Annotated in this window: 22 protein-coding genes; 10 read left to right on the top strand and 12 right to left on the bottom strand. The window is 40.4% G+C overall.

All coding sequences use genetic code 11. The annotated features are described in order from the left end of the window. Positions 1 to 89 precede the first annotated feature (89 nt). From SLP02_RS12680 to SLP02_RS12660, 5 genes are all read left to right on the top strand, one after another. Positions 90 to 1,352, top strand: a complete 1,263-nt coding sequence (locus SLP02_RS12680) for a glycosyltransferase family 4 protein (RefSeq protein ID WP_319421020.1) — start codon at positions 90 to 92, stop codon at positions 1,350 to 1,352. Positions 1,353 to 1,389: 37 nt separating this feature from the next. Continuing rightward, positions 1,390 to 2,163, top strand: a complete 774-nt coding sequence (locus tag SLP02_RS12675; protein ID WP_319421019.1) for a glycosyltransferase — start codon at positions 1,390 to 1,392, stop codon at positions 2,161 to 2,163. A 58-nt stretch (positions 2,164 to 2,221) separates the two neighbouring features. Next, on the top strand, positions 2,222 to 3,004 hold the full coding sequence (locus SLP02_RS12670) for a class I SAM-dependent methyltransferase (protein ID WP_319421018.1): 783 nt from the start codon (positions 2,222 to 2,224) through the stop codon (positions 3,002 to 3,004). 74 nt (positions 3,005 to 3,078) lie between these two features. Further along, positions 3,079 to 4,200 (top strand): glycosyltransferase family 2 protein, encoded by a 1,122-nt coding sequence (locus SLP02_RS12665; protein ID WP_319421017.1) that lies wholly within the window; start codon positions 3,079 to 3,081, stop codon positions 4,198 to 4,200. Between the two features lie 91 nt (positions 4,201 to 4,291). Next, entirely contained in the window at positions 4,292 to 5,518 is a 1,227-nt protein-coding gene (locus tag SLP02_RS12660; RefSeq protein WP_319421016.1) for an NAD-dependent epimerase/dehydratase family protein, read from the top strand. A 93-nt stretch (positions 5,519 to 5,611) separates the two neighbouring features. Here the strand turns inward: SLP02_RS12660 and SLP02_RS12655 are convergent, their stop codons facing one another. From SLP02_RS12655 to SLP02_RS12645, 3 genes are all read right to left on the bottom strand, one after another. Next, a complete protein-coding gene (locus SLP02_RS12655; protein ID WP_319421015.1) occupies positions 5,612 to 6,760 on the bottom strand; it encodes an ABC transporter ATP-binding protein in 1,149 nt (382 codons plus the stop codon). A 164-nt stretch (positions 6,761 to 6,924) separates the two neighbouring features. Continuing rightward, positions 6,925 to 7,692 (bottom strand): hypothetical protein, encoded by a 768-nt coding sequence (locus SLP02_RS12650; protein ID WP_319421014.1) that lies wholly within the window; start codon positions 7,690 to 7,692, stop codon positions 6,925 to 6,927. 36 nt (positions 7,693 to 7,728) lie between these two features. Then, on the bottom strand, positions 7,729 to 8,088 hold the full coding sequence (locus SLP02_RS12645; protein ID WP_319421013.1) for a Mo-dependent nitrogenase C-terminal domain-containing protein: 360 nt from the start codon (positions 8,086 to 8,088) through the stop codon (positions 7,729 to 7,731). Positions 8,089 to 9,127: 1,039 nt separating this feature from the next. On the opposite strand from SLP02_RS12645, the gene SLP02_RS12640 reads away from it, so the two are divergent. From SLP02_RS12640 to SLP02_RS12630, 3 genes are all read left to right on the top strand, one after another. Next, the gene (locus SLP02_RS12640; RefSeq protein WP_319421012.1) at positions 9,128 to 10,153 is read left to right on the top strand and encodes a D-alanine--D-alanine ligase family protein; all 1,026 of its coding nucleotides are present in this window, start codon (positions 9,128 to 9,130) and stop codon (positions 10,151 to 10,153) included. A gap of 314 nt (positions 10,154 to 10,467) precedes the next feature. Continuing rightward, positions 10,468 to 11,127 (top strand): HAD family hydrolase, encoded by a 660-nt coding sequence (locus SLP02_RS12635; RefSeq protein WP_319421011.1) that lies wholly within the window; start codon positions 10,468 to 10,470, stop codon positions 11,125 to 11,127. Next, positions 11,120 to 11,938: a TauD/TfdA dioxygenase family protein gene (locus tag SLP02_RS12630; RefSeq protein ID WP_319421010.1), complete on the top strand. Its 819-nt coding sequence runs from the start codon at positions 11,120 to 11,122 to the stop codon at positions 11,936 to 11,938. The genes SLP02_RS12635 and SLP02_RS12630 overlap by 8 nt, the downstream gene beginning before the upstream one ends. Before the next feature lie 296 nt (positions 11,939 to 12,234). Here the strand turns inward: SLP02_RS12630 and SLP02_RS12625 are convergent, their stop codons facing one another. From SLP02_RS12625 to SLP02_RS12615, 3 genes are all read right to left on the bottom strand, one after another. Continuing rightward, complete coding sequence (locus SLP02_RS12625; RefSeq protein ID WP_319421009.1) at positions 12,235 to 13,398, bottom strand: ATP-binding protein; 1,164 nt, start codon at positions 13,396 to 13,398, stop codon at positions 12,235 to 12,237. Between the two features lie 213 nt (positions 13,399 to 13,611). Then, the gene (sir, locus tag SLP02_RS12620) at positions 13,612 to 15,546 is read right to left on the bottom strand and encodes a sulfite reductase, ferredoxin dependent (protein ID WP_319421008.1); all 1,935 of its coding nucleotides are present in this window, start codon (positions 15,544 to 15,546) and stop codon (positions 13,612 to 13,614) included. Positions 15,547 to 15,937: 391 nt separating this feature from the next. Next, positions 15,938 to 16,396 (bottom strand): Fur family transcriptional regulator, encoded by a 459-nt coding sequence (locus tag SLP02_RS12615; RefSeq protein WP_319421007.1) that lies wholly within the window; start codon positions 16,394 to 16,396, stop codon positions 15,938 to 15,940. Between the two features lie 188 nt (positions 16,397 to 16,584). Between SLP02_RS12615 and SLP02_RS12610 the strand changes: the two genes are divergently transcribed. Next, positions 16,585 to 17,052, top strand: coding sequence for a CRR6 family NdhI maturation factor (locus SLP02_RS12610; protein WP_319421006.1), 468 nt, complete (start codon positions 16,585 to 16,587; stop codon positions 17,050 to 17,052). Here SLP02_RS12610 and SLP02_RS12605 read toward each other — a convergent pair whose 3' ends face one another. Both SLP02_RS12605 and SLP02_RS12600 read right to left on the bottom strand, forming a co-directional pair. Beyond that, positions 17,053 to 17,802, bottom strand: coding sequence for an SIMPL domain-containing protein (locus SLP02_RS12605; protein WP_319421005.1), 750 nt, complete (start codon positions 17,800 to 17,802; stop codon positions 17,053 to 17,055). Between the two features lie 75 nt (positions 17,803 to 17,877). After that, the gene (locus tag SLP02_RS12600; RefSeq protein ID WP_319421004.1) at positions 17,878 to 18,813 is read right to left on the bottom strand and encodes a phosphoribulokinase; all 936 of its coding nucleotides are present in this window, start codon (positions 18,811 to 18,813) and stop codon (positions 17,878 to 17,880) included. A 688-nt stretch (positions 18,814 to 19,501) separates the two neighbouring features. On the opposite strand from SLP02_RS12600, the gene SLP02_RS12595 reads away from it, so the two are divergent. Continuing rightward, on the top strand, positions 19,502 to 21,304 hold the full coding sequence (locus SLP02_RS12595; RefSeq protein ID WP_319421003.1) for a 5'/3'-nucleotidase SurE: 1,803 nt from the start codon (positions 19,502 to 19,504) through the stop codon (positions 21,302 to 21,304). Positions 21,305 to 22,222: 918 nt separating this feature from the next. Here the strand turns inward: SLP02_RS12595 and SLP02_RS12590 are convergent. The 4 genes from SLP02_RS12590 to SLP02_RS12575 all read right to left on the bottom strand — a co-directional run bounded on the left by SLP02_RS12590 (position 22,223) and on the right by SLP02_RS12575 (position 26,182). Beyond that, a complete protein-coding gene (locus tag SLP02_RS12590) occupies positions 22,223 to 22,558 on the bottom strand; it encodes a hypothetical protein (RefSeq protein WP_319421002.1) in 336 nt (111 codons plus the stop codon). 128 nt (positions 22,559 to 22,686) lie between these two features. Beyond that, positions 22,687 to 23,295, bottom strand: a complete 609-nt coding sequence (locus tag SLP02_RS12585) for a chorismate lyase (protein WP_319421001.1) — start codon at positions 23,293 to 23,295, stop codon at positions 22,687 to 22,689. A 184-nt stretch (positions 23,296 to 23,479) separates the two neighbouring features. Then, the gene (locus SLP02_RS12580; protein ID WP_319421000.1) at positions 23,480 to 24,784 is read right to left on the bottom strand and encodes a (Fe-S)-binding protein; all 1,305 of its coding nucleotides are present in this window, start codon (positions 24,782 to 24,784) and stop codon (positions 23,480 to 23,482) included. A 90-nt stretch (positions 24,785 to 24,874) separates the two neighbouring features. Next, positions 24,875 to 26,182: an FAD-binding oxidoreductase gene (locus SLP02_RS12575; RefSeq protein ID WP_319420999.1), complete on the bottom strand. Its 1,308-nt coding sequence runs from the start codon at positions 26,180 to 26,182 to the stop codon at positions 24,875 to 24,877. Positions 26,183 to 26,219: the final 37 nt, after the last annotated feature.

The raw sequence follows: 26,219 nt of genomic DNA, 5'->3' as shown, positions 1-26,219 counted from the left end.
AAAAATTTAAAATAGAGGAACTTAATTGAAGTTTTCCCTCAAAACTTTATTTTTATATCAATTGATAATTGTTCATTGACGATCGATAATTGAAAATCTTAATTGTAAGTGCTAAAGATCTTGGTGGAGGGGCAGCCCGTGCTGCTTATCGACTACATCAGGGCTTGCTGGCACAAAAAGCTAGCTCTCAAATGTTGGTGCAGAATAAACAGGGTGATGACTATACAGTAATTGCTCCCACCAGTAAAGTCGGCAGAGGAATTGCTGCGCTTAAGCCTGCACTAGATCGGCTACCCTTGGCTTTATATCCTCAGCGAGACACCACGATTAATATTTATTCTTCTCAGTGGTTGCCTAATAAAATTATTAGCAAAATCAGGCAAATTAATCCCGATATTATTAATCTCCACTGGGTATGTGGCGGATTTATGCCTATTGAAGCTTTAGGTCAATTAAAAAAGCCTTTGGTGTGGACTCTACATGATATGTGGGCATTTACAGGAGGATGTCACTATAGTGGAAAATGCGATCGCTATTTACAATCTTGTGGTGCTTGTCCTCAACTAGGAAGTAATCATAGCTGGGATTTATCTCGCTGGAATTGGCAGCGTAAAGCTAGAGCCTGGAAAGATTTAAATTTGACTATTGTTACCCCTAGCAAGTGGCTAGCTAACTGCGCTCAAGCTAGTTCATTATTTCAAGATTTTCCTGTCAAGGTGATTGGCAATGGCATCGATCCTCAGATTTATCAGCCTCATCCTACCGAATTAGCCAGAAAAATTTTAAATTTACCTAGGGATAAAAAGATCATTCTATTTGGGGCATTTGATAGCACTCAAGATCGACGTAAGGGCTTTTTCTTGTTGCGATCGGCATTGCAAAGCCTACAACAGCTAGAATCCACTGAAGAAATTGAACTAGTTATCTTTGGTGCTTCTGCGCCTGTAGATCCTTTAGATTTTGGTTTTAAAGCTCATTACACGGGCAAACTAAACGATGATGTTTCTTTGTCTTTGATTTATAGTGCAGCAGATTTATTTGTTGCTCCCTCGGTGCAGGATAACTTACCCAACACGGTTTTAGAGTCAATGTTCTGTGGCACTCCCTGTGCTGCTTTTAACATTGGGGGGATGCCAGATTTAATCGATCATCAACAAAATGGTTATTTAGCCCAAGCCTTTTTACCAGAAGACTTAGCGCAAGGAATTCATTGGATTTTGTCTGATACTGATAGATACCATCAGTTAAGGATTCAAAGTAGGCATAAAGCGATCGCTCAGTTTAGTCTAGAACAGCAGGCTCAAAAATACTTACGAATTTGTGATGATTTATGTAGTAATCTAGCCCTATGAATTATTGGTAACCAAATTTACGCTATACCTATGGATAATGGTTAATAAAATTTGGATAGATATAGTAACAATTACTAACAAAATTGATGAATCGCTATTTGATACTTTAAATAACGTTAGTCAACAGTCTTATCAAACCATCAAACATATTATTGTTTACCCTGAATCTAATAATTTAGAACTTAATAAACTCAAGCCTTTTATTAATCGAGCCAACCTGTTTTTTTATCCTCAAGAAGGTAAAGGTATCTCTTCTGCTTTTAATCAGGGAATTAACCATAGTCAAGGAGAAATTGTTTTATTTCTTAATTCTGGCGATACATTGGTTGCAGAAAACATATTAGAACAGGTAGTTGCTGATTATCGTCAGAACAAATGGTTGTGGGCAACAGGGGAGACTATTTCTGTAAGTAAAAATAAATATTTAAAAAAGCATCGCCGACAGCATAAAATTTGGCGTAATAGCCTTTTTTTTTATGGTAATCCTGTTTGCCATCAATCGACTTTTTACTCCCGCAAACTAATTAAACGGCTAGGTTTATATAACGAGTCTTTATCAATGGGAATGGATTATGAATACAACATTAGAGCAAATCAACTATCCAATCCTCAATTATTGTATTTTCCCATAGCCTATTACGATACTACTGGCGTATCTTCAGTCAGAGTTTTTCAACAGTTTTTTAATCACCGTCGTATCCGCGATCGCTATTTTGAACTATCTTGGTTTAATCGGTTCAAAGTTGACTTTTACTGTTTACTCAAATCTTTTTATCGTTTAGCAATGATTCCAGCCAAACTTTGGCTCTAGCTTTGATATTAATTAAATCTATCTATACTAATAAAAAAAATACTAAGGCTGACTGCTAATGACCACCAGTAATGAGAGAATTGAACGGGAAAGGCAATTTCATAATCGCCGTTATATTGACGATAATCAACGGCAACAGAAAGTAGGTAAATTCTATAGCATAACAGGCTCAATTACTAGAGCATATCAGCAAAAGATACTCCAGAACAGTAAGAATTCAAAAGTAATTGAATATGGCTGTGGCAAAGGAAGCTATGCTTTTAAAATAGCCAAATATGAGGCGCAATTAGTTACAGGGATTGATATTTCACCAGTTGCTATCGAAACTGCAATTCAGCAAGCAGCAACAGAAAATATTAAAGGCAACATTGGTTTTGAGATTATGAATGCTGAACATTTGGAATTTGCCGAAGGCTCTTATGATTTAATTTGTGGTTCAGGAATATTACATCATCTCAACTTAGCTTCAGCTATAGATTCCATCACCAGAATTTTGCAACCTGAAGGCAAAGCAATTTTTCTTGAACCTTTAGGACATAATTTCTTAATTAATTTGTATCGTCGCTTGACACCAAGTATTCGCTCCCAAGACGAACATCCTTTATCTGAAACTGACTTAAAAGCAATTAAACGTAATTTCGAGCAAACTCAGATTCATTATTTTTATCTGACTAGTCTATTTGCTTGCTTTTTCGTAGGCAAGCCTGGATTTAAAAGTTTACTTCGTTGTTGTGAGTTTATAGATTCAATTCTGCTGAAGTTGCCAGTCATTAAAAGCCAAGCCTGGATGGTTTTAATTGAGCTAAAACGACCCATTAAACAAGACAATCTCTCAATTTAATCTCTTATAGCCGTATTTGACGCTAGATTTGCTAACTAGCGATTAAAAAATAAGTACTTTGGATCAAAATCAACATGAGCGTGAGCAAAAATCCTTCTGTTTCAATAGTAATTCCTACATATAATGAAGTAGACAATATTGAAGCGGTTGTACGTAAGTTTTTGGCTTCTAAATATTCTAATTTATTAGAAATACTGATTGTCGATGGGCTAAGTACTGATGGAACACAGGCCAAAATTCAAGAGATATCACGCATTTATCCCCAAATAAGATTGCTAAACAATCCCCGCCGTATACAGTCTGCTGCTCTTAACATTGGTTTAGAGGCTTGTAAAGGTGATATCTTTTTAAGAGCCGATGCTCACTGCAACTACGCTGACAATTATGTAGAAGAATGTGTGACAGGTTTGCAAAAGTCTCAGGCAGTAAATGTAGGAGGAGCGCAACGTTTCGTAGCCGCTAATACCTTTCAAGCTGGAGTAGCTTTAGCTTCTCGTAGTCTTATAGGCAGTGGGGGAGCAAAATATCGCGATCCCAACTACAACGGCTATGCGGAAACGGTTTTTTTAGGCTGTTTTTGGCGTTCAGATTTAGAAGATGTGGGAGGATATGAAGTCACTCGTAAAGAAGATTCTGAACTAAATTTTCGCTTACTTAAAGCCAAAGGCGATCGCGCAATTTATATAAGTTCAGGCATAAAGGTTTGGTATTTTCCTCGCAGCAACTGGCTAAGTTTATGGCGACAATACGTAAAATACGGCAGGGGTAGCTGTATTGTGTCATCCAAATATGCCCAAGAACTACCTTTAAGAAACAAAATTCCTTTTTTTGGCATTCTAGGATTAACGATCGCTATACTAGCGGACTTAACTATACTCGATGGTTTACTACATACAATACTTTTAATTTTATTGGGCTTTTGCCTAATTGCCTTAGAAGCAGCGCGAATAACCCTAAAATATAAAAGTAAATTTCGTGAGGAATTTTGGTATCACTGCGAAAAACCGATGCCTAGCTTAGTTAGCCGTTGGTTATGTTGCACTATAGCGATCGCAACTATGCCCGTAGCTCACTTTACAGGTTTTGGTTATCAGCTTTATCTGAGAAAGATTAGGAAAAACCAAGATAATTGCTTTTTTGAATCAAGATCTAGCATACCCAAATGTAATTCCGTGAAAGAGAAAATAAAGGCATAAACTTTGGTTAAATAAACTCTGGGCTGATATTTTTGCGATTTAGCCTAGCCAGAAATTGCTAACGTATGAATTTTATAGTTGGGAGTAAAATATGAAAGTTATCATCCTTGGAGGAGACGGCTTCTGTGGCTGGCCTACCTCTTTACATCTATCGAATCTCGACTTTGAAGTTGTTATTGTCGATAACCTATCTAGACGCAACATTGATAACGAGTTGGAAGTTAGTTCTTTGACTCCTATCTCACCTATTGGACAAAGATTAAATACCTGGAAAGAGATTACAGGAAAAAATATTAAGTTTCATAATATTGATATTGCCCAAGAGTACGATCGCTTACTAAATCTGATTTTGGATCAAAAGCCTGATGCGATCGTCCATTTTGCTGAACAAAGGGCTGCTCCCTATTCCATGAAATCTTCTAAACATAAGCGTTATACAGTTAATAACAATCTCAACGCGACTAATAATTTACTCTGTGCCATTGTCGAATCTGGTTTAGATATTCACTTAGTCCATTTAGGCACAATGGGAGTTTATGGCTATGGTACTGCGGGGATGAAAATACCCGAAGGATATTTAGATGTAGAAGTGGTTACCGATAATGGCGATCGCATTCAACAAGAAATTCTTTATCCCGCTAATCCTGGCAGTGTTTATCATATGACTAAAACTCAGGATCAGCTATTTTTCTACTATTACAATAAAAACGATGGCATTCGCGTTACCGACTTACACCAAGGAATTGTTTGGGGAACGAACATTCCTGAAACCTTGATGGATGAAAAGTTAGTTAATCGTTTTGATTATGATGGCGATTATGGTACAGTTCTCAATCGCTTTTTAATGCAGGCAGCTATAAAGTATCCTCTTACTGTCCATGGAACTGGAGGACAAACCAGAGCTTTTATCCACATTAAAGATACTGTCCGCTGTGTGCAGTTAGCGATCGAAAATCCACCCAGCAAAGGTGAACGAGTGAGAATTCTTAATCAGATGACAGAAACTCATCGAATTAAAGATCTCGCTAAAATGATTGCAGATATGACTCAAGGGGAAATCGCTTATTTAAAGAATCCCCGTAATGAAGCACCTGAAAACGAGTTATTTGTCAAAAACCAACGCTTTTTAGATTTAGGTCTGAAGCCAACAACCTTAAGTCAGGGATTACTAAAAGAAGTAACTGAAGTAGCAGAGAAGTATGCTCATCGTTGTGATAAAAGTAAAATCCCTTGTACTTCCTTATGGATTCAGAAATCTGAACCAACATCAGAAAGCAACAGCATAAAATCAAAATCTGTAGAAACCAGCAAAGTATAGGCATAAATAACTACCCTTGTAGCGATCGCTTATCGTTGGCAATCAGCAAGGGTATTTATAACCAGGTCTTAAAAATCTAAAGGTCGCTCACCCTCAAGCAGCTTTCACCAAAGAGAGAAATATCCGTGGAGAGGAAATGTTAAATGATAGGCTAACGTTTGTACCTAGGGCGATCGCCTTATTCGAGTTAGTACGAGCCTGGATTCTTTTGCCTGAAGCTGTTTCTACGGTGTAGTGATATTCTCTACCGAGAAACTGTCTTTCGATAACCGTTATCTTAGAAGTACTGTCGGCAACTAACACAATATCTTCCTGACGCAGCATTAAATCTCCTTGTTTCGCCGATTTCTCATCTGAATTCATAATCACGTTTGCTTCTGCTGCTTCTATTGCGCCAATTTCTGTCAGCCAAAAGTCACCTTTTTTAGTAGTAGGGAGAAAATTAGCCTGAGTCACAAACTCAGCCACAAAACGAGATGCAGGATTGAGATAAATTTGTTCTGGAGTGCCTATTTGCTCTAGCTTACCGTTACGCATGACGGCAATTTGATCGGAAATAGCTAAAGCCTCTTCGCGATCGTGAGTTACAAAAATAGCTGAAGTTCCTGCTGCTTTCAGGATTGAGCGAATTTCTCCCCTTAACCGATGACGTACCTGGACATCTAAATTACTTAAAGGTTCATCTAGTAGGATTAGAGAGGGTTGAGGTGCTAAGGCTCTAGCTAGGGATATACGCTGTTGTTGCCCTCCAGATAGCTGATGAGGATAGCGTTTTTCTAAACCACTTAATCCCACTAGTTCTAAAACTTCACTTACTCTTTGTTTGATTTGAACCTTGAATGCTTTTTGATGAGCAAAAATACCGCTACTGCGTTTCTTACCCTGATTTTTTAAACCAAAGGCAATATTTTCTGCTACTGTCAGATGGGGAAATAGAGCATAATCTTGAAATACCATGCCTGTATTGCGCTTTTCCGCAGCTAAAGAGCTAGAGTTGGTAGATACTACTTTTCCTGCTATTTCAACCGTTCCTTCAGAAATTGATTCAAACCCAGCCACAACCCTTAATAAGGTAGTTTTTCCGCACCCTGATGGTCCAAGTAAACCGAGTAATTCTCCATGCTTTAAAGTAAGACTTACATCATCTAAAACTTTGGTGTGACGACTATCTATAGAAGATGTTGTTTTGTTAGGAAAAGTTTTACTAATATTATGAAGCTGAAGAATTACTAATTGTTTCATATTTGATTACTTTGGCAACTGAAATATGTATTCATTCTCAGTTGCCCTGGCAGATAGACAAATTTGGTTGGCTTATAGGAATTATTCTCAATTAATATAAAGTTTAACCCATAATCTGCACTTAATTTATTGGTACTTTCCTTGATAATCAAGGAGTCGTTCACTTAAAATAAATTGTATCGCTGTAGCAAAGTGTCGAGCAATTTAGGCAGGCTTTTGGCTAATTGAGCAGCGTTGGTAAAGCTGAGTTGCTTGTAACCTGCCATATCAAAAGGTATTATTCCTTTTAAGTCTGGACGTTCCATATTCAGCAATAGGATCTGTCCATGGTCTTTGTTTTGAATTCCATAACCCAATTCCACACATACAGTCGGATCTATTAACAGGCTGGGTTGCTTTTCCCCAGAAATACTACTAATGGGAGTAACATCAGCTATCAACAACAGGCTTTTACTGATTTTTCTAAATTGACTATTGCTTAGGCGTAAGGGGGATTTGGCAGCGTGAGGTGTAACTTCTAAAGATAGAGGTATGCGCGATCGCTTGGTTAAATCTTCGACTATAGTTTCTAAAGCTGAAGTAACAGCTTGATTAGCAGCTTGATAATGAGCTTGGGGGCTATAGTAAATCACAGGTTCAAGTCCTGAAATACTATTACACTTGGTGAAATAAATTTCTTGAGAGACTAAATCGATATTAGAAACGATATAGCTACCGCTTCCTTGAACATAAAACTCTACCGTTCTACCCTCTAGATACAGTTGAAACCAGTCTGATCCCTCTACCTCCTGGCGATCGTCTAAAAAATCTGCCCGTAAACCCGTTTTTAACAAACTATTTCTGCTTAAACGCAGGGTAGAGGGTTTTTGAATTACTGTCTTAATTGGCTCGTATTGTTCTAGATACCAGGCTTTGAGAGCGATAATTGCCACGATTGTGTCTATTAGAAAAAAGATGTCTAATGTATCTTAGCAATAGAGGCTAACATCTTCTCCACAAACATCAGCTAAGTAGCAAATCGCCCGAAAACGCAAACCAACCACCTCATTATAAAGAGGATTTAGCTTACACATAGGGGGAATTTTAACAATAGAGTGTCCAAACAACTTTATTTCTCGTTCAAAAGGACATTGGCTAGGAATCGATTTACAGATAAGATGAGCGATCGCACTATTTTTTACTTCAATATTGTCTAACCATTGACGTAATGGAGCAAGTAAATCTATTTTTCTGGCTTTTGCTGAATTTTGGGAAGATTGCCGACGCTGGCGTGGATAAATCCAGTTTTCCAGATGTAGGCTTTCAATTGTATATTGCATTGCGTTCATGGTTGACTCCTCAACTTTAATAATTTGCTTAGATATAGAGATTTGGCTGATTAAATTATCATCTCTATTTACTTACGTTGGTTTGCTTCAGTTAATGCTGGTGCAGACTTAAAACATTTTGACCAACGGTAAAGGGGTTCAGTTCTAATTAATGATTGGCGTTGAATAACATAACAATTAAGTTTTTGGCTGATTAACTATTTACTTAACATTATCCTGCACGATTTTTTGGCTAATTTGCATGAGCAAGATCACTTAATTCCCATAAAGTTTGCTTAAAGATCTAGTTAAGACCTTGTAAACTGCTATGAAAACGTCGAGCGAACATAATAAAGACGAACTTTATCTGTTCTTTTCTACCAAATAAGTTCTGTACAGATTGTCATATTTGTAACAATAAAGCTAATTATGACGATTTTAAAGCTAACTTTAGCCACTAGTAATTACTTTAAGCTTGAGATTTTTTAAGGTTTTACATAAGCTAGGTAAAAAATCCGCAAAGAATAAACACAAAATGCTTGCCTATAAAAGTATAGTATTTCTAATCATTTAGCTGCAATTTTCTTAGATATATAATCATTCAGATTAAGCTTCATTGCTACCAACAACCATCAAGTCTTCCTTGCCACCAAAAGTGGATTTATCTACTTTTAAATCAGCAAATTATGAGAAATAAAAGTAGAGAATTTGAATAAATCTCAGATTCAGTTCCTTTCTCAAAATAGTATAGCTCTTTCATTATTTTCTGGTTGGTTAATGTGTATCGCCTATTACCAAAATAGAAAAATATTTGATGATTTAATTTCTGCTTTCTATTAGACTTCTGGTACAAATCACCCCCCAACCGCTTTGCCAAGAGGTAATAAAAAACTTAATTATTCATGCAGAGATCTACCAATTAAGCACAATTTTGAGCAAGAATAAAGAAGAAAAACTTTGATATTCAATCTAAGCTAAACTTGTATCGCTGATTTAAATTATAAATTCGATACGGTAATCCTAATTTTATTGAGGATTACTATAAAAACGAACAGTCATTATGAACCACTTACGCGTTCTTCATCTGGTCGGGTCTGCTGATAGCGAACACTACTGCGATATTTCTCGAATGTATGCTCAAAATTGTATTCGAGCCACGGCGAATTCTTCTCTGTATGACTTTGTAATTGCCTATGTCTCGACCGATCGCACCTGGAGATTTCCCGCCTACTTAGATCGCAATTCGATTGCGGATGCCAAACCATTTACTTTTTCTGAAGCCGTAGTGTTTCTGGCTAAAAAAGAAATTGATGTGGTAGTACCACATATGTTTTGCGTACCTGGAATGACTGAGTACAGAGCGCTGTTGGATCTGTTGAAGATACCTTATGTAGGCAATCGACCTACAGCAATGGCGATCGCTGCTGATAAGGCAAAAGCAAGGGCGGTTGTCTCGGCTGAGGGTGTACGAGTACCTAAAGGTGTTTTATTACGGCAGGGCGATCTGTTTGAGCCACGGCTACCGGTAATTGTCAAACCGACGAATACTGACAATTCTGTGGGGGTAACTCTAGTCAAGCAAAAAAATGGCTATCAGGCTGCTTTAGAGGTCGCTTTTTCTCACTCTGATGAGGTGCTGGTCGAACAGTTTATTGAACTAGGTCGAGAAGTGCGCTGTGGAGTAGTAATGCAGGAGGGAGAAATGGTTTGTCTGCCTCTGAAGGAATACTGGATGGATTCCCAAAAGCGACCCATTCGCGCTTATGAGAATAAGCTCAAACGAAACAAGGAAAAAGAGATTGAGCTAGCAGTGAAAGAAGGATTTGACTCATGGGCTGTGGATGTTGACGATCCCGTCGTGCCAGAGGTTTGGGAAATGGCAAAGCGATGCCATCTGGCTTTGGGCTGTCGGCATTACAGTTTGTTCGATATTCGTATTGACCCTAGGGGACAGTGCTGGTTTATTGAGGCTGCGCTGTATTGTTCTTTTGCGCCAGGGAGCGTTCTAGTGGCGATGATGAGTGCTGCGGGTACGCCAGTGGAGAGATTTTTTGATCAGATGCTACAGCAGGCGATGTCTGATTGACGGCTCGCCGACCGTTTACGGCGGTGATTTTAGTTACTAGTTATTAGTTTATCTTCGAATATAGCGCGCCCTCGGCAGTTACTCTTTGTTGGAAACAAGATCGCATTGGCTTGCAAAAAGGTTGGATTACCAAGCTATGCAGACACTAAATTGAAAACTAAAGATCAAAGATTAGCCAAGAGGTAATCCCCGTAGGGACTAAAAAAGTCCTCCTAAAAGAAGAAGGCTTTGAACCCACAACAACGGTAAGTTATCAATGGCAACGTTTTTCAAATTGTTTTTTTCTATCTATAAAATAAGGAAATGTGGAAATTATGTCAGCTATTTTTTTTGGGTCTATTGGTTCGATCGCCGATACTTCTGAGCTTCAAAGACAGTCTTTTAATCAGGCGTTTGAGCAACATGGACTCGATTGGCACTGGACGCAGGATGAATATTTGTCAATGCTGGAAAAAAGTGGCGGGACACATCGAATTAAAAACTATGCAGCTTCGGTTGGACAGTCGGTAGACGCAGCAGCGATTCATGCCTCGAAGTCACAGATATTTCAAGAGTACTTAAGGGCGGGTGAGGTGAAGCCGCGCCCTGGTGTGGTTGAAACCATCGCTCAGGCAAAGCAGCATGGATTAAAGCTAGGGTTTGTGACGACGACCTCTGAGGAGAATGTGTCATCATTGCTGTCAGCGTTAGCGTCGGATATCGAGCGGGCAGATTTTGATTTGGTGGTGGATGCTTCTATGGTGGAGCGATCAAAGCCTGCTGGAGATGCTTATGTTTTTGCGTTGAAAGAACTTAATGAGAAGGCAGAAAATTGCCTTGCTATTGAAGATAATCTGGGTGGGGTGACGGCCGCCCAGACTGCGGGGATAAGCTGTGTAGGGTTTCCAGGAGAGAATACGACTCATCATGACTTTTCGAGGGCTGATTTACGAGTCGATCAGCTTAGTTTTGATGAGTTAAAGAGATTTGTTTAGTTTTTTGGAGAAGGGCGATCGCACGATCTATGACTTGCGGATGCTTTCGCCTTTTGGGGTAGAGGCTGTAGGGCTTAAGATTACCGATCTGAGCGGTAAAAATATTGATGCGGTCAAGGCTGCGATCGCTTGCAACGGTTTTATGATATTCAAGGGGCAGCAAATTACTGACGAAGCGTTTGCTGCTTTTTTGAGTAAGCTGGGGCAGTTGACGTTTACCGTGGGAGAGAAGCCTGTCCCTGGTGCGCCGATGCTGAACTTGGTGACTAATGTAGGTCGCGATCGCCCACCTAGAAGCGTTTTTCATACGGATACAAGCTATATTGCTAAACCTCCCGCATTTACCGCACTACGAATTGTAAAAGTGCCATCATCGGGAGGCGAAACCCTATTTTGCAATCAATATCGGGCATACGAGACATTACCCAACAGGGTGAAGCAGCGGTTTGCGCAGGCGAAGGTTTTACATCTAGTTTCTGGTTTGACCTTGGATAAAAGCCAGGAAACCCAAAGCTGGCATCCATTATTTAGACGGCATCCAATTTCGGGGCGGGTGGCACTTTATTTATCTACGCCAGAAAGATGTCAGGCTATATCTGGTGTAAATGCGGAGGAGGGGCGACGAATTATTAGGCTGCTATATAAACATTCAATTCGTAAAAACAGGCTTTATCGTCATTGGTGGCAAGCAGGAGATGTAATAGTTTGGGATGATCGCTGTACAATGCATCGGGCAGATCATTCTCAAGTTGTGGGCGATCGAGTCTTGCATCGTGGATTGATAGTTGGCGAAAGGTCTATGGGAATCTGATTTTTTTCAATCTAGCAACTTAACTTTCTTCTACTTTTAAACCCTGTAAATTCATACCTATTACTTGCTACTTGCTGACCTCTATAATAATACGTACTTAACCTGAGTTCGGGATAAGATTCGCGTGGAAGAGTAGAGCTATTGCAAAGAGAGGTAATTGAAAAACCGTTCTTCAATGATGAAATTTTAGGTGGGGAAAATCAACAAATCTTTCAAAGGCTTTTTGGTTATAGGTTATAGATTACAGGTTATAGGTTACAGCTCAACTATTTCATGTTCATAACCCGAAAGTAGCGTTAATTATTGACTTGGGTTAGGGTAACTGTTTTTTGTAAACAAACATCCATCGGCAAAGTGAAATAAAAGGTTGAGCCGCGATCGCCGTTGGACTCAACCCAGATTTTTCCACCGTAGCGATCGATAATTTTTTCGCAAACAGCTAAACCGATCCCCGCCCCAGAATAAGCTTCGGTGGAATGAACTCTATGGAAAACTTGAAAAACTTGGGAATGAAATTCTTGAGGAATGCCAATACCGTTATCAGCTACGGCAATTAACCATGCTTGTTCTTGTTGAACCGCAGTAATTTGAATACGGGGATCGTTGCCACTAAACTTGAGGGCATTTTCGAGCAAATTTTGCAGTATCTGATATATTTCCTGGGGATTGATCAAAATGCAGGGTAAATCTCCTACCATAATTTCTGCTTTGGTATCAGCGATCGCCTTTTGCAAATCTTTAATAACCTGCTGCATCACTTGATTCAAATCAACCATCAGCCAAGTTTGTTCACTTTTTCCTGCTTGAGCATAATTCCGTAAGTCTTCAATCAAGGTTTGCATCCGCGAACTGCTATTGCTGATGCTTGCAAGATAATTTTGGGCTGTTTGATCTAAACCACTCTGATACTCTTTAGTAAGTAAATCAGTAAACATGGTCAATGAACTTAGTGATGTCTGTAAATCTTGGGATACAAGAGAAGTAAATTCTTCTAAATTTCGTTCTAAACCTGATAAATGATGATTTTCTTTTAGTCGAATTGTCTTGCTTAAAAAGTCTGCTGAATGCTTAACCCTGTTAGATAAAAAAGTTTCAATCAAATGAACAATTTTTTGAGGCTGGCTATTTCGAGCAACACAGTTAAGGTTTTGCCAACCTAATTCAGTCACCCTCTGGGCAGTATTTATCGAAGAATTAATCAAAACTAAGGGAACTTTGCTAGTTTGAGAATTGTTTTTTAGCTGTCTACATATTTCCCATCCATTCATCTGGGACATTGAAATGTCTAACACAATCAAGCTGGGTTTGATCGACTTAGCTAAAGTTAGAGCGTCTTCTTGATTTTGAACCACCATAATAGAGTATTTAGCTGATTGTAAAGCGTTTAACAGGGTCGCTAGATCTTTTTTTAGCTCTTTGACAACTAAAATTAGTTCATCTTTAATATTGTCATTATTCATGGTGGTCACCAATTAATAAAAGACTGCAAATGCTGCTGATATTCAAATATCTGTAGCAGATAGATTTTTAAAGTTTAGTCAAATTTAGACAAATTCAAATCAGTTATTATACCGATCTCAAATGTTGTATTAAATAGATAACATAAAAAAAAGAGACTGCCAAAAGACAGCCTCCACAATCACTAATAATTATTTAAGTTACAGCTAACTAGATTACGCTTCTTTCTTCTTAGTAAAATATTCGCTCAAAGCATCAGCAATAATCTGATTCATCGGTCTACCTTCTTTTTCGGCAATCTCTTTTAGTTTGGGAAAAACCTCATCGGGGACACTAACGCGACGTTGATTTTTGCGAAACTTCCGTTTTGTAGTAGTATCTGTATCCATATAGCTTCCTATTGTATAGTTTTCAGAAAAATTACGAATGGCAGCGAATCCAACACGGCTACAGAATGAGCCAAAACTTTCTTGGGATTGGCGATTCTGTTGGAAGAAAACAAAAATAGGCTCAAAGAAGTTTTCTAGCTCTTCTACTGACATTTTTTGTTCGTAGGGTTGAGCTAGTTGAGTCTGATTTGGTGTCCCTCCCAGCCAGATTTGGTATTTTCCAGGTGCGCTACCAACAAAGCCTAACTCTGCCATGTAGGGACGAGCGCAGCCGTTGGGGCATCCAGTCATCCGCATCACGAAGTGTTCGTCTGCCATTCCTAGTTTATTCAATAATGCTCTAATGCGATCGGTAATTCCTGGTAAAGCTCGCTCAGATTCAGTTACCGCTAGTCCACAGGTAGGCAATGCAGGACAAGCCATTGAATAGCGAGTCAAAGGCTCGATCGCGCTAGGATCGGTTTCTATTCCTCTATTTTGGAGGATGTTTTCTATTGTTTCTTTTTGTTCAGGGTCAATTTCACAGAGAATGACATTGTGGTTGGGAGATAAGCGCATCGGTATGTTTAACTGCTGCACAATTTCTCTCAGGGCAGATTTTAGCTGGAAAGCACCTTCATCTTTGATTCTGCCGTTTTCGACACCAATACCAAAGAACCACTTGCCGTCACCTTGTTCGTACCAGCCAAGGAAATCTTGATATTGCCATTCGGGTAATTTTTTAAAGGGCTTGAGTTCTTGACCAAAGTAAGATTCAACTTTAGCTTTAAACTTGGCTACACCCCAGTCATGAATTAAGTACTTCATTCTGGCATGACGACGGTTAGTGCGATCGCCATAGTCTCTTTGAGTGGCAACAATTGCCTTGACTAAATCATAGACATCAGCTTTATCTACATAGCCTAGCTCGTCAGAGATGCGGGCAAAGGTTTCTTCTTTGTTGTGAGTTCGACCTAAGCCACCCCCAGCCATAACGTTAAAGCCCTGTAGTTCTCCTTTTTTATTGGTCATTACTACCAAGCTGATGTCGTGAGTATAAACATCAATGGAGTTATCGCCAGGTACAGTTACGCAAATTTTAAATTTACGGGGTAGGTAATGCTCTCCATAAATAGGCTCAAGGGTATTTTCAACAATCATGCCATTGCCTTGGCTTTGTCTGGCGGCTTTTACTTCAGGAGCTTCTTCTGCGCTAATTGCTTTTTCTCCGTCTAGCCAAATTTCATAATATACTCCACTTTGAGGATTAAGCAGATCGGCAATATTATTAGCATACTCAAAAGCATACTGATATTCGGGTTTGTTTTTAAATGGTGCAGGAGGAGACATAATGTTGCGGTTGACATCTCCACAGGCACTCAGGGTAGAACCCATATTATCTAAAATACTTTTGATTACTTCTTGGAGATTTTTTTTCAAGATTCCGTGAATCTGAAAACCCTGGCGAGTAGTAATCCTGAGCGTATGATTACCGTATTCTTCTGATAGGCGATCTAAAGCTAAAAATAACTCTGGCGGGACTAATCCCCCAGGACTGCGAGTACGCAGCATCATTTGATAGTCTTTTTCCTGACCCTTCGCCCGATTGTCACGATTATCTTGCTGATAAGAGCCATGAAACTTAAGAATTTGGATCGCATCTTCGCTAAAGTGCGTTGTGCCTTCTTTCAGTTCGCTTAAAAGAGGTTCGCGCAGATAATTACTGCGGTCTTTTAACTTTTCTACTTTGGATACTTTTGTTTGGATAGGGGTCTGAACCATGTTGTTCTTAAATAATTATCAGGAAGGATATTCTTGTGTGTGCTGCTTAGTGATTTAAGATTCTTTTTTATCTTAGCGTTTGCGATCGCAACTGAGTACAAGATATTGAATTAGAAAAATATAAAAAAGTAAACTATAATTTGCTTTTACTTTAATTAGCTAAAAAATTGCGTCTAACTTTTGTTAAAAACTATGAAGATTAGCCTGATTGCACTTGAGCAAGGAGTCTATATCTTCTCATTTTTGTAGCCAGGAATACAAGTTATTCGTTTCTGCTTACAAAAATTAGCTGTAATGTTGATTAGAAATGCTCTAACTGTCGAAGCGGGCGTGGAACAAGCTTCTTAAACACAAAGGCGCCGAAGTGCCGCATGTAGCGTTTCCACCCGCTCTAACTGCCTAAATCGGCTTTTGCTGCATTTTTATAACCAAAGAAGTCAATGCGGTAATCAGTAATGGTGACGCCCGTTTCTGCTTCTATCTGCTTGATTATTGCTTTGGGCAACTCAATTTGCAGATCTATTATTTGATTAGTATCTAAGCAATTTACATGACTATGAGAGTCGCTGATGTTGCCATACAATCTACCGTCAGAACGCTCAACACATTCTATTATGCTTCCAGCAGACAAAGCATCCAGGTTTTGGTATACAGATGTGTGACCAATTTCTTTGCCTTGTTGATTGAGCAAGTCGTATATCTCTCTAGCCGAAAGATGCTCTTCTTGTGACCACAGCAACTCTAAAATATAGCGACGCTGACGACTAACCCGCATTCCCAAATCTTGGCAGCGGGTTAAAGCATCCTCTAAAGAGTTAATTGGTGTTAGGTTTGCCTCTGGAGTTTTCATAGGTGAGGCTCGATGGATTCAAGCTTATACATAGTCATTACCACTTTAACTTAAAATATATGTAAATGTCTAATCTAAAAATTAGTAAAGTAAACAGTAACTCGTTTTACAGTTATGCTTTGCGTTCACTATAGTTAATTTTAGCTCAACAGAATTGTCCTTCAGCCTCTATTTTTGTAATATTTATTGTGACTATCAAGTTAGTTTTAGATTCTCAAGCCATCAACAATCTAGATTTATTTGCTGCCAAAAATCAAATAGACTCTACATTAAATAAGATCATCGATTATGAACAGCAGTTACAGTTGATGATCGACTATCAGCGAGAAGATAACGATCCTCGCGAATTATCGGAAATACCAGAGATTAGACTGTGGTTTATACGCTTAGATGCAGTTTATCCGTGGATACCATTCTTGTTAGACTGGAAAACAGGAGAACTAGTTCGTTATACGGCAATGCTCGTGCCTCATGAATTTAACCGCAGCGAAGGTATTATTTTTAACCCTGAAGCCTTGGAAATATTTGTGATGAATAAAATCTTTGTTCTCTCAGATTGGCTACAAGAGCAGAATATCCCATCGCGATCGCGCCTAAAATCTATGGCGCAACTGTTTGGCTATGAATTAGACGATGCTTTTTTTGAGATGATTTAGCTAATAGCTGATTTGCAAAGTAACAGAAGCTTGGACTGTTTGTTTTCCACCAATAATAGGCGTATTGACTTCCGCATCCGCTTTTGACAGTTGTTGAACTCGAAGGGGATTTGGTGGGGGGACGCTGGCTTGATTAACCTGAACACTAACAATCTCTTTAGAAGCAAGATTTAGAGTCTTCAAAACAACATTTGCCATAGCTTGAGCATCAATGGTAGCTTTACGGAGAGCTTCTTTTTGAGCCTCAGCGATCGCTTCAGGGCTAGCAATAAAACTTACTTCATCAATGCGACTAGCTCCCGCTTTAACGGTTTCATCTAATAAAGTTCCAACTTGCTCAGTCTGGAGGCGAAAGCTAACTGTATTTGTGCCAATATAACCCACTAAGTTTCTTTGATTATTAGTATAGTCATAATTTGGTTCTAGGCTTACACCAGCTGTCTGTAACTCTTGAACATCTTTTGAGCGCAACAAATCTACCAAAGCTGATGTTCGCTTGGCTATTTCTTGTTGAACCTCCATCGCCGTTTTCCCCTGAATCTCAACTCCTAACTTAACTTGTGTCAGGGTAGTAGCAATATTTTCGCTCCCATTCCCAGTTACTGTCAAAGTTGGTACCAATTTTTCTTCCGCCATAGCTGGATTAATCAAAGTCAAGCTAAGAAAACTGCAAACAGCTAAGGATCTGGCTAAACCTTGGCAAGATAGAGCAAATTGGCTTATTTTTGATTGTTTTAGACTTTTGCTCATTGTTCACCCCTAGCTGATTTTTACTTGCATCTACTTGACAGATTGTACATTTTCTTAACTTGTTATCAATGCCTATTAGCTTGCTGCTTTGAGCATATGATAGGTAATAAGTAACTGAGTTAAAGCCAGAGGATAACTTTGTAAAGTTTCTCCCGTAGTTCCAGTTAACTTTCCTAGTTCTTGGTTTCCTTCTAAACTACAAAATTGACCTAGATAGGGAACTTCGCCACACATAATCTTTTCTAATTCTCTAACCTGCTCTAAACTCGCATGACCATCAATTTCTAAAATATCTACGGGTTTGCCCATATCACGGCTTAAACCCAGGCGAATAGCTGCACCAAGATGATTGCCTTCAGAATTTAAAATAGTGGTTAAATCTGGGTGAGGAATTGTCGGACGCAAGATTAAATTAGCGTTAAGCATAATGTTGTCTTCTTCCAGTTCTGTTTCATCAGGAGGATAAAAGCTAACAACCATATCTGCCCATTTACGTTGTGGACGGATAAAGGCTTCAGAGTCTGGTTCTCTTTGACGTAGTTGGTCTTGAACTTGTTCTTCGCTGTATCCTCTTTTACGAGTATCTCGCTTGATTTTCCAGTATGCTCTCAAGGATTCTGGGGGAGCTAGATAGGTTTTCACATCATAGCTATCTCGCATCCTGCTGGTTGAATACCCTAGTAAGCCTTCGACAATAACATACTGACGAGGTTCAATATATTCTGGTGGATCGAAAGCACCCGTACTGTGGTTATAAATAGGCTTGAGGATAGACCTTCCTGAACGTAGCAATGCCAAATGCTGTTCTATAATGTCTAAATAATTGCAGTCTGGATTGAGAGCAGATATTTTCATTTCCGCTCTTTGGGTGCGATCGTAACGATGATAGTCATCAGTACAAATCACGGTAACGTTGTTTTTTCCTAACACTTGAGCAATTCCCTTCGTCAACGTTGTTTTGCCCGCTGCGCTGTCGCCAACTATACCGAGAATAATAGGTCTATCTTTCATATCTTGCTCCTTCTGGGGAATAATCGCTCAAACCTAGAATATATTGGATTAGTAGCAGTTGTAAAACTCTCTATTAAAGCTTGCAGTTTGAAGCGATAAGCTAGAAGGCATATCTTTATAAAATGACAAAAATTAAATAACGCGAGTTCGGCTTAAGCAGAAGCGGGCAAAGCAAAGTTATCAATTGTGTTCGAGGATTTTTTAGAACAGTGAAAGTAGGCAATTAATCCACCCATTGAAACTCCTGCCTTGTCTAACTCAGGAATTAACTCTTTCTATATTTAATTGATTATATAATCAACTATGTTTTTTTACTAGTGTTCTGCTTATTTGCGATACGAAGCTAGTCTTTTAGGGTTCTTTATTGGTTGGTTTTCATCGACTAATTGCTATCATGAATCAATTTTCTTTCTATTTTCCCGATGGCTAATTTTTGCTTTTACTGCTTTTTATTCTCGGAAACTGGCAGAAGAGGGATATAGCTCTATACAAATATTTCTATTTTTCCTTGACCTTAATTTAATTTAGATTTAATCAGGCAGTGATATTTTTTTATTAGTCTTTAACATTTGGCGTTGTGGACGTTAATTGAAAGACAAAACGGCTTGATTCGGAATCATTGTGTTTTAAACTCTGTGCAACTGAATTAAGTTGCTTTATTAAAAACATTATAGTAAAGAAGACGGCTATGTCTCTCAACATCCTTCTCGTTAACGACGATGGAATCGGCGCAGACGGAATCGGAACTCTATTTAACGGTCTTGTCGCAGCTGGGCACGACGTGGCGGTCGTGGCTCCAGAGTCCCAGCAGAGCGCGCAGGGCAGCACGCTCGGCGGATTAGATGCCTTGACCAGCTCCTTTACGATCGAAGCGTCCGAAGAATTTGGACCCAGCAGCTTCGCCGTTGACGCCGCAGTAGTGCCAACGGTCTTGACAGGACTCGAGTTAGCCGATCTCGGCGCGATCTTCCCTGGGGAGGCGATCGACGTCGTCATTTCAGGTACGAACGCGGGCGAAAACATCGGCACGAGTAATAATATCTCAGGCACGGTCAACGGCGCGGTTGCCGCTTTGTTTGAAGGCTTACCGGCGATCGCAGTGTCGGCTGCCGACAATGAGAACCCCGATCTTGCTTTCGAGCGCTCTGCTGGGTTCGTGGTCGAGGTGCTTAAGGATCTCGAAACTTCTCAGACTGAAGGCGCGCCGCTCCTGCCAGAGGGCATCGGTCTCTCAATTAATGTGCCAGAATCGGAAACCCTCGATGGCGTAGCGATGACGCTCATCGACGAAGAAGCCACGGCTATGTTTCCGATCGTTCTAGATCCCGACGCGACTGAGGTAGAGCCACCAGGGGCATCTGGCACACCAACCGAATTCTTTGACATCCCAGACTCCAAAGATCCAATCTTTCTTGCATCCGATTTCATCCCCGTCGAAGAATCGTCTGGCAACGCAATCTCAGAGGGCGCGCAGTTTCTACTCGATCGGATTACCGTGTCGGCGATCGACGGCAACTGGTTCTCTTCAGAATCTGACCGTGCGACGCTCGAGGCTCGTCTCGCTGATGTCTTCAACGAGAAAGATGATTCCGATGTAGCCCTTAATATCCTGCTGACCAACGACGACGGCTTTGATTCGTCTGGTCTCATCGCGCAGCGAGACGCGCTGCTAGAAGCTGGTCATAACGTCACGGTCATCGCGCCTCTCGTCGATCAGAGCTTTGAGGGTACGGCACTTACAATTTCTGGACCTTGGGCGGCTCAGGAGTTCACCCCTGGAAGCTTCGCCGTCAACGCCACACCGAACACGACGCTCTCGAGCGGTCTAGATGTGCTGCTGCCAGAAGTGTTCGCGGAGGAAGCACCAGATCTCGTCGTCTCGGGCGTCGGCGCTGGTCCTAGCACTGGCATCACAGCCAACACGTCGGCAACGATCGCTCCAGTGGTGACTTCCATCTTTGACGACGACATTCCTGCGATCGCTGTGTCGACAGAGCTTCCGTCGTCGCCCTTTGAAAGCACGGAGTCGGCGTTTGAGAATGCAGCTGCCATCTCGACCGAGGTGATTGACTCACTGCTCGAAACAGCACCAGCTAACGGGGACTTTCTGACAGGCGACAGCGGTCTTAATATCAATGTCCCGCTTGCTGGCAGCCTCGAAGACGTTGCCTTCACTAAGCTTGACGAGGCTACCGCGCTCGATGTCGGCGTTGAGCTGATTTCGTTTCCAGGAAACACGGACACCTTCGGCTTTACATTCGAGGATTCGGTTCTTTCCGACGACCCTAACAGCGAGGGTTCCAACTTCCTCGCTGACAGGGTCACAATTACACCGCTTGACGGCAACTACAATGCTGGTTTGGCGGACACTCAGGCTATTGCCGATATTTTAGGACTAGAGTTCGGCGACCCCACCGTGTTTGACGAGACGACGATGGCTATTGGCAGCAGTCTGCCAGGAGCAGGGGCGCTACTTGGCGACGTGAGTTAAACTAAAATATGAAGAGCTGAAAAACAGCTGAGTCCTATGCCAAAAGTGATAATGCAACTTTTGTGTGTTTTAAACAACGATAAAATGAAGTTCAAATCTCATAGCTTAGGAATTAACTAACGCGAGTTCAGCTTAACCAGAAGCGGGCAAAGCAAAGTTATCAATTGCGATTGAGGGTTTTTTAGAACAGTGAGAGTAGGCAATTAATCCACTCAATAAATTCATTTATCTAGAAGTATGAAACGAAATGAGAATTGTCATCATTTCACCTAGGCTCAGTTGGCGATCGCGAAGGCGAGAGCAGTAACCAATATTTAATTGTTGTTTTCTCCAACTAGGTTCAAAACTCAGACAAAAAGCGATTCAGATCGAAAAGAGGAAAGACCCCCGCGCATGGTTCAACACCCGTTAGCATTCCCTTGCAAGGGAATGCTTTTCAATAGCGTTGCGGTGAAGCAGTTGCGGTGGTGAGGCACTTGCGTTGCGGCACATGCGGAAGTGCGCCTTTGTGTGACCCGTTGAGGAGGGCGTGTCGTCGTAGCTTTGCTGCGACGTTTATACCGCCCGTCAAAGTGCCAAAAGGGTTCCCCGACTTGAGCAAAGGCACGAACCCGAAGGGAGGTTCCCTCCGTTGAGCTACATAAGGCAAAGCGCCTTTGTTGAACAAGAAGCGCTTTGGGCGGATTCCTCAACTTTAAGCGACTGAATCAAGACATCACCAATCGAACAAAATAATTTTGTCTTTAATAAACATGAGATAGACAAATACTGATTTATGGTTAATTTCAGCTTATCTGTTTGTCTCTTTCTTATCCCGAACTCGCGTTAAATAGCTATTGAATAAAAAAGGCTAGATGCGAAAAACATCATAGCCAAAGCCCTTCGGCTCTAATAATTGGACTTGTATTAACTTATTTTTTAGCTATTAGGTACGGTTTGAACGGCGCTTGCTCCGTCTACACCTTTAGCAACTTGTTCTGCTTTGGAAAGAACGCTTTCAGCATCAGGGTTATATTTTAAAACAACTGTACTGCCTGTTTGTGCCACCCAAAGTCCAACACTATCAGAAATTCCCGCTTCATCTAGTGCTTGAGCAACACGCTTTGCTAAACCGCTTTCGTCAAATTGACCATCTAAACCAACCTTTTCTGGGGCAATATCGTTATCTTTGGCTGCTGCTGCAACCTTAACTTTTCCTGCTTTAGCTGCTTTATCTTCTTCTTTTCTGCCAAACAGTTTCCCAAGAAAACCCATAATAATATCCTCGTGATTTATAAAATTAAAAACGCCAAATTTGCGCTTTCTGGATGTCAGTATATGGTCAGGACGTAAAGATAGGGTCAAGAAATTATAAAGAATTTAGATTTAGTGGCTTAATGTTTTTATTTTTGCGTCATTTCTCCCAGATATTTCTGTAAATAGGGAGAAAAAACCTCGTATATTAAAGTTAAAGGTTGACTGTTGTGCCAAAAAAGGTAATGACGACCCCAAAAGGGTGCTTTTTCGCCAAAAGCCGACTCTAAAGCCGAAGAATTACCATAATAAACTCCTCGTACATCTCGATAAAGTTCTGTATGAAGTGTAGAAAGATTTCGCCATACGGGTAAAGAGCGATTTTGCAGATAATCATCAACATTACTAGCGTTCCACCAAGAGGCAGCATAAGCTAACCTTTGACCTGATGCAGTTCGCAACCATACTTGTCTTCGTAATCTTGGTTCGGCGATCGCCTCAATTTCTTCTGGTGCGCCATCGTCTTTTTTACCAATTAAAGACATATCAATCACGTCTACTTCAGTTCTTTCGCCTGTAAGTAATTGCAAAAGGTGAGTCGGCGAGCCATCTCCCAATAAAAGCATTTGCCATGTAGGTGCTAACTGCTTATGGGGCAATCCTTGCTGGACGGTTTCTTGTCCTCCTTGCCAAATTGGTTTTAAGGAGTACCAACTACTAGAGGCGGTGGAAATATCTTGAGGATAGGTTGCGGTCACTTTTAGTTACAAAACTTTATTATCGTTAATAAAAATATTAGCGTTTTTTACTTGAAATCACCTCTTTTTTGTTTCTAAGATGGACTTTAAGAGTATACAAGGGCTTATGACCGCTGACTTACTCTGCTAGATAATGACAAGACTGGCGATCGCCAAACCTGTAAACTGGGTTTTATGCTTTAACCTAATCTATTTTTTTTCCTTGAATTGAATAGTCTAACAATTCAATTGGATGTAATAATTTAACCTGGGAATTTTGTAACTCTAAGTGCTTTTGTATTTGTAAAGAACAACCAGGATTAGCAGAAGCAATCAAACTTGCTCCCGTATTGATTAGATTGGTGGCTTTTTGTCTGCCTAATTCATCTGCTGTTTCAGGCTGCAACATATTATAAATGCCAGCACTACCACAGCATAAGCCAGCATCAAGAGGTTCGCGTAATTTAACGCCAGGAATTTGTCTTAAGAGTTGACGAGGTTGAAGACTAATTTTTTGTCCGTGTAAAAGATGGCAAGCATCTTGATAGACAATTGTGATTTCTGATGAGGTTACGGCGTGTAGTTCGGCGGTTAATTCTATTGAGGATAAGAACTCTTGAACATCTTTAACTTGGCTGGCAAATGCTTCAGCCTTGGCTTTATATTCTGGATCATCAGCCAAAATATGACCATATTCTTTAAGGGTATGTCCACAACCGGCTGCATTAATAATGATTGCATCAAGTTTAAGATCTATAAAGCTATCGATCATCTGTCTGGCTAATGTTTGGGCTTGAGCTTCTTGTCCTTGATGGGCGGGCAGGGCAGCACAACAGCCCTGGGTTTTGGGAATTACAATTTCGCAACCATTAGCAGTTAATACTCTGGCAGTCGCTTCATTTACAGGAGAAAAAAATAGTCGCTGGACACAGCCCAAAATCATGCCCACTCGATAGCGTTGTTTTCCTTGGGCGGGTATAACTTCGGGTAAGTTATCTTGCCAAGCATCAGCAGTAATAGCAGGTAAAATCGCCTCCATCGCTGCCAAACGGGGAACAAACTTTTTAAGTATTCCTTGGCTACGTAGAAACTTTTGTAAACCTGATTTTTGATATAGCCACAAAGGGGGAAGCAAGATGCGTAGACGGTTGGGATAGGGAAACAGATTGAAAATTAAAGTTCTAATTAATCTGTCGGCTAAACTGCGGGGTTGATTTCTTTCTATCTGCGGGCGAGTAGCTGCGATTAATTTGTCGTACTGCACTCCAGAGGGGCAGGTAGTTACGCAAGCAAGACAGCCTAAGCAGGAATCAAAATGCTCAGAGGTTGCCATGTCGATAGTTGCCTCGCCCTTATTGATGGCATCCATTAAATAAATTCTGCCTCTAGGAGAATCCATTTCTTTGCCAATGACTCGATAACTAGGACAGGTAGCAAGACAAAAGCCACAATGAACACAGGTATCTATTAATTCTGGCTTCGGAGGATTTTTAGCATCAAAGTTAGTCATTTTAAAGTCGTTGCTGGTTGGCGGTAGAAATTGCTAGTGATACTGTTCGTGGCTATCAGCTTTAAGCTCTAAGCTTTTTGTAATCGTTATTTATACAAGAAAACGGCTAGGATTAAGAATATTCTGAGGATCGAACTGGTTTTTGATTGTTTGCATAGTTTGTTTAGCATTGCCTGTATAGCCCCAAATATCTATTTTTTGTTTAACTGATTTGGGTGCATGAAGGATAGTGAGAAAACCGTAGTTTTGTTGGCAATATGAACGCATTTGGGCGATCGCCCGATTATCTATATTTTTTAGCTGTAGTTCTCCAATGCCACTAGCTGCGTGAACTCTAACGGCGATATTTGGCGAGCTAATCTGTTTTAATTGTAGAAAATTTAGGGCAGCAGTGGGAGAAATACCTATTTTGCAGGTGATTGCTGTATCAGAATCAGGAGTTGTGGTGATAGTGGCGCATTGTTGCCATAAATCTGTTTCTAAGCGATCTTGATAGTTTTTGTAGGTTAAACTTAAATCTTTGGCAATCGCCTGTACTTGCTCTATCTGTTGCTCAATACTTTCTGGTATGGTTTGCCAACGCATCACTAAACCAATATCTTTCCCTAAACCTAATCGATCTACCACCGTAGCCGAAAGTAAATCTAAAGCAGTAGGAGTTAAACCAGAATTACGGATCGTCTGACAAGCTTGAGCGATTTGCTCTGCTTTCCCTGTTAATAATAAAGTTTGAGAAGTGGCAATTAAAGGATAAGTCCGAAAAGTAAGCTGCGAAATTAGCCCCAAAGTACCATAAGCACCAGTAAACAATTTCATTAGGTCATAACCCGCTACGTTTTTAACGACTCTACCTCCCGCTTTGGCAATTTCACCATCAGCGCGGACAAAAGATAATCCTAGTAGCAGATCGCGCACTCCAGCGTAACGCTGTCGCCAGCTTCCAGTATCGGCTGTGGCGACTATTCCTCCCAGAGTAGCTGTCTGTGGATAACTAGGATCGATGGGTAAAAATTGATTGTGCGATCGCAATACTGCTTGTAGATCCGCTATTTTCATTCCCGCTTCTGCCGTTACCGTAAGATCTCCTACGGCGTGTTCAATCAGGCGATCGCATTTTTGAGTGCTGATTACTAAGCTTATATCCTGGCTTAGATTACCCCAAGTTAATTTACTGCCATTACCGCAAATCAGAATACGCCATTGGTTTTGAGATGCCTGCTTAACTATTTTTGCCAAAGCATCTACAGTCTTGGGAAATAGCAAGTATATAGGTGCGTCAGCGTTTATCACTGCCTGATTTATCTTGCTTTGCCAATAGACATCGGCATTTTTTAGTTCGACTAATTCTGTCTGACTATCAATGAGCGATTTTAGTTGAGTTGCGATCGCAGTTGTCATATTAACTAAATCTAACTAGTTGACACAATTCATAGCC

The organism is Pleurocapsa sp. FMAR1, assembly GCF_963665995.1.
Classification (GTDB): Bacteria; Cyanobacteriota; Cyanobacteriia; order Cyanobacteriales; family Xenococcaceae; genus Waterburya.
This window is presented reverse-complemented; position numbering and strand designations above follow the sequence as displayed.

Bases quoted from the DNA above. Each gene is read 5' to 3' on its own strand.
- SLP02_RS12575 (WP_319420999.1), bottom strand. From the start codon at position 26,182: ATGACAACTGCGATCGCAACTCAACTAAAATCGCTCATTGATAGTCAG.
- SLP02_RS12590 (WP_319421002.1), bottom strand. From the start codon at position 22,558: ATGGGTTTTCTTGGGAAACTGTTTGGCAGAAAAGAAGAAGATAAAGCA.
- SLP02_RS12645 (WP_319421013.1), bottom strand. From the start codon at position 8,088: ATGAACGCAATGCAATATACAATTGAAAGCCTACATCTGGAAAACTGG.
- SLP02_RS12605 (WP_319421005.1), bottom strand. From the start codon at position 17,802: ATGAGCAAAAGTCTAAAACAATCAAAAATAAGCCAATTTGCTCTATCT.
- SLP02_RS12595 (WP_319421003.1), top strand. From the start codon at position 19,502: ATGTCTCTCAACATCCTTCTCGTTAACGACGATGGAATCGGCGCAGAC.
- SLP02_RS12580 (WP_319421000.1), bottom strand. From the start codon at position 24,784: ATGACTAACTTTGATGCTAAAAATCCTCCGAAGCCAGAATTAATAGAT.
- SLP02_RS12615 (WP_319421007.1), bottom strand. From the start codon at position 16,396: ATGAAAACTCCAGAGGCAAACCTAACACCAATTAACTCTTTAGAGGAT.
- SLP02_RS12675 (WP_319421019.1), top strand. From the start codon at position 1,390: ATGGTTAATAAAATTTGGATAGATATAGTAACAATTACTAACAAAATT.
- SLP02_RS12665 (WP_319421017.1), top strand. From the start codon at position 3,079: ATGAGCGTGAGCAAAAATCCTTCTGTTTCAATAGTAATTCCTACATAT.
- SLP02_RS12635 (WP_319421011.1), top strand. From the start codon at position 10,468: ATGTCAGCTATTTTTTTTGGGTCTATTGGTTCGATCGCCGATACTTCT.
- SLP02_RS12660 (WP_319421016.1), top strand. From the start codon at position 4,292: ATGAAAGTTATCATCCTTGGAGGAGACGGCTTCTGTGGCTGGCCTACC.
- SLP02_RS12625 (WP_319421009.1), bottom strand. From the start codon at position 13,398: ATGAATAATGACAATATTAAAGATGAACTAATTTTAGTTGTCAAAGAG.
- SLP02_RS12600 (WP_319421004.1), bottom strand. From the start codon at position 18,813: ATGAAAGATAGACCTATTATTCTCGGTATAGTTGGCGACAGCGCAGCG.
- SLP02_RS12640 (WP_319421012.1), top strand. From the start codon at position 9,128: ATGAACCACTTACGCGTTCTTCATCTGGTCGGGTCTGCTGATAGCGAA.
- SLP02_RS12655 (WP_319421015.1), bottom strand. From the start codon at position 6,760: ATGAAACAATTAGTAATTCTTCAGCTTCATAATATTAGTAAAACTTTT.
- sir (WP_319421008.1), bottom strand. From the start codon at position 15,546: ATGGTTCAGACCCCTATCCAAACAAAAGTATCCAAAGTAGAAAAGTTA.
- SLP02_RS12670 (WP_319421018.1), top strand. From the start codon at position 2,222: ATGACCACCAGTAATGAGAGAATTGAACGGGAAAGGCAATTTCATAAT.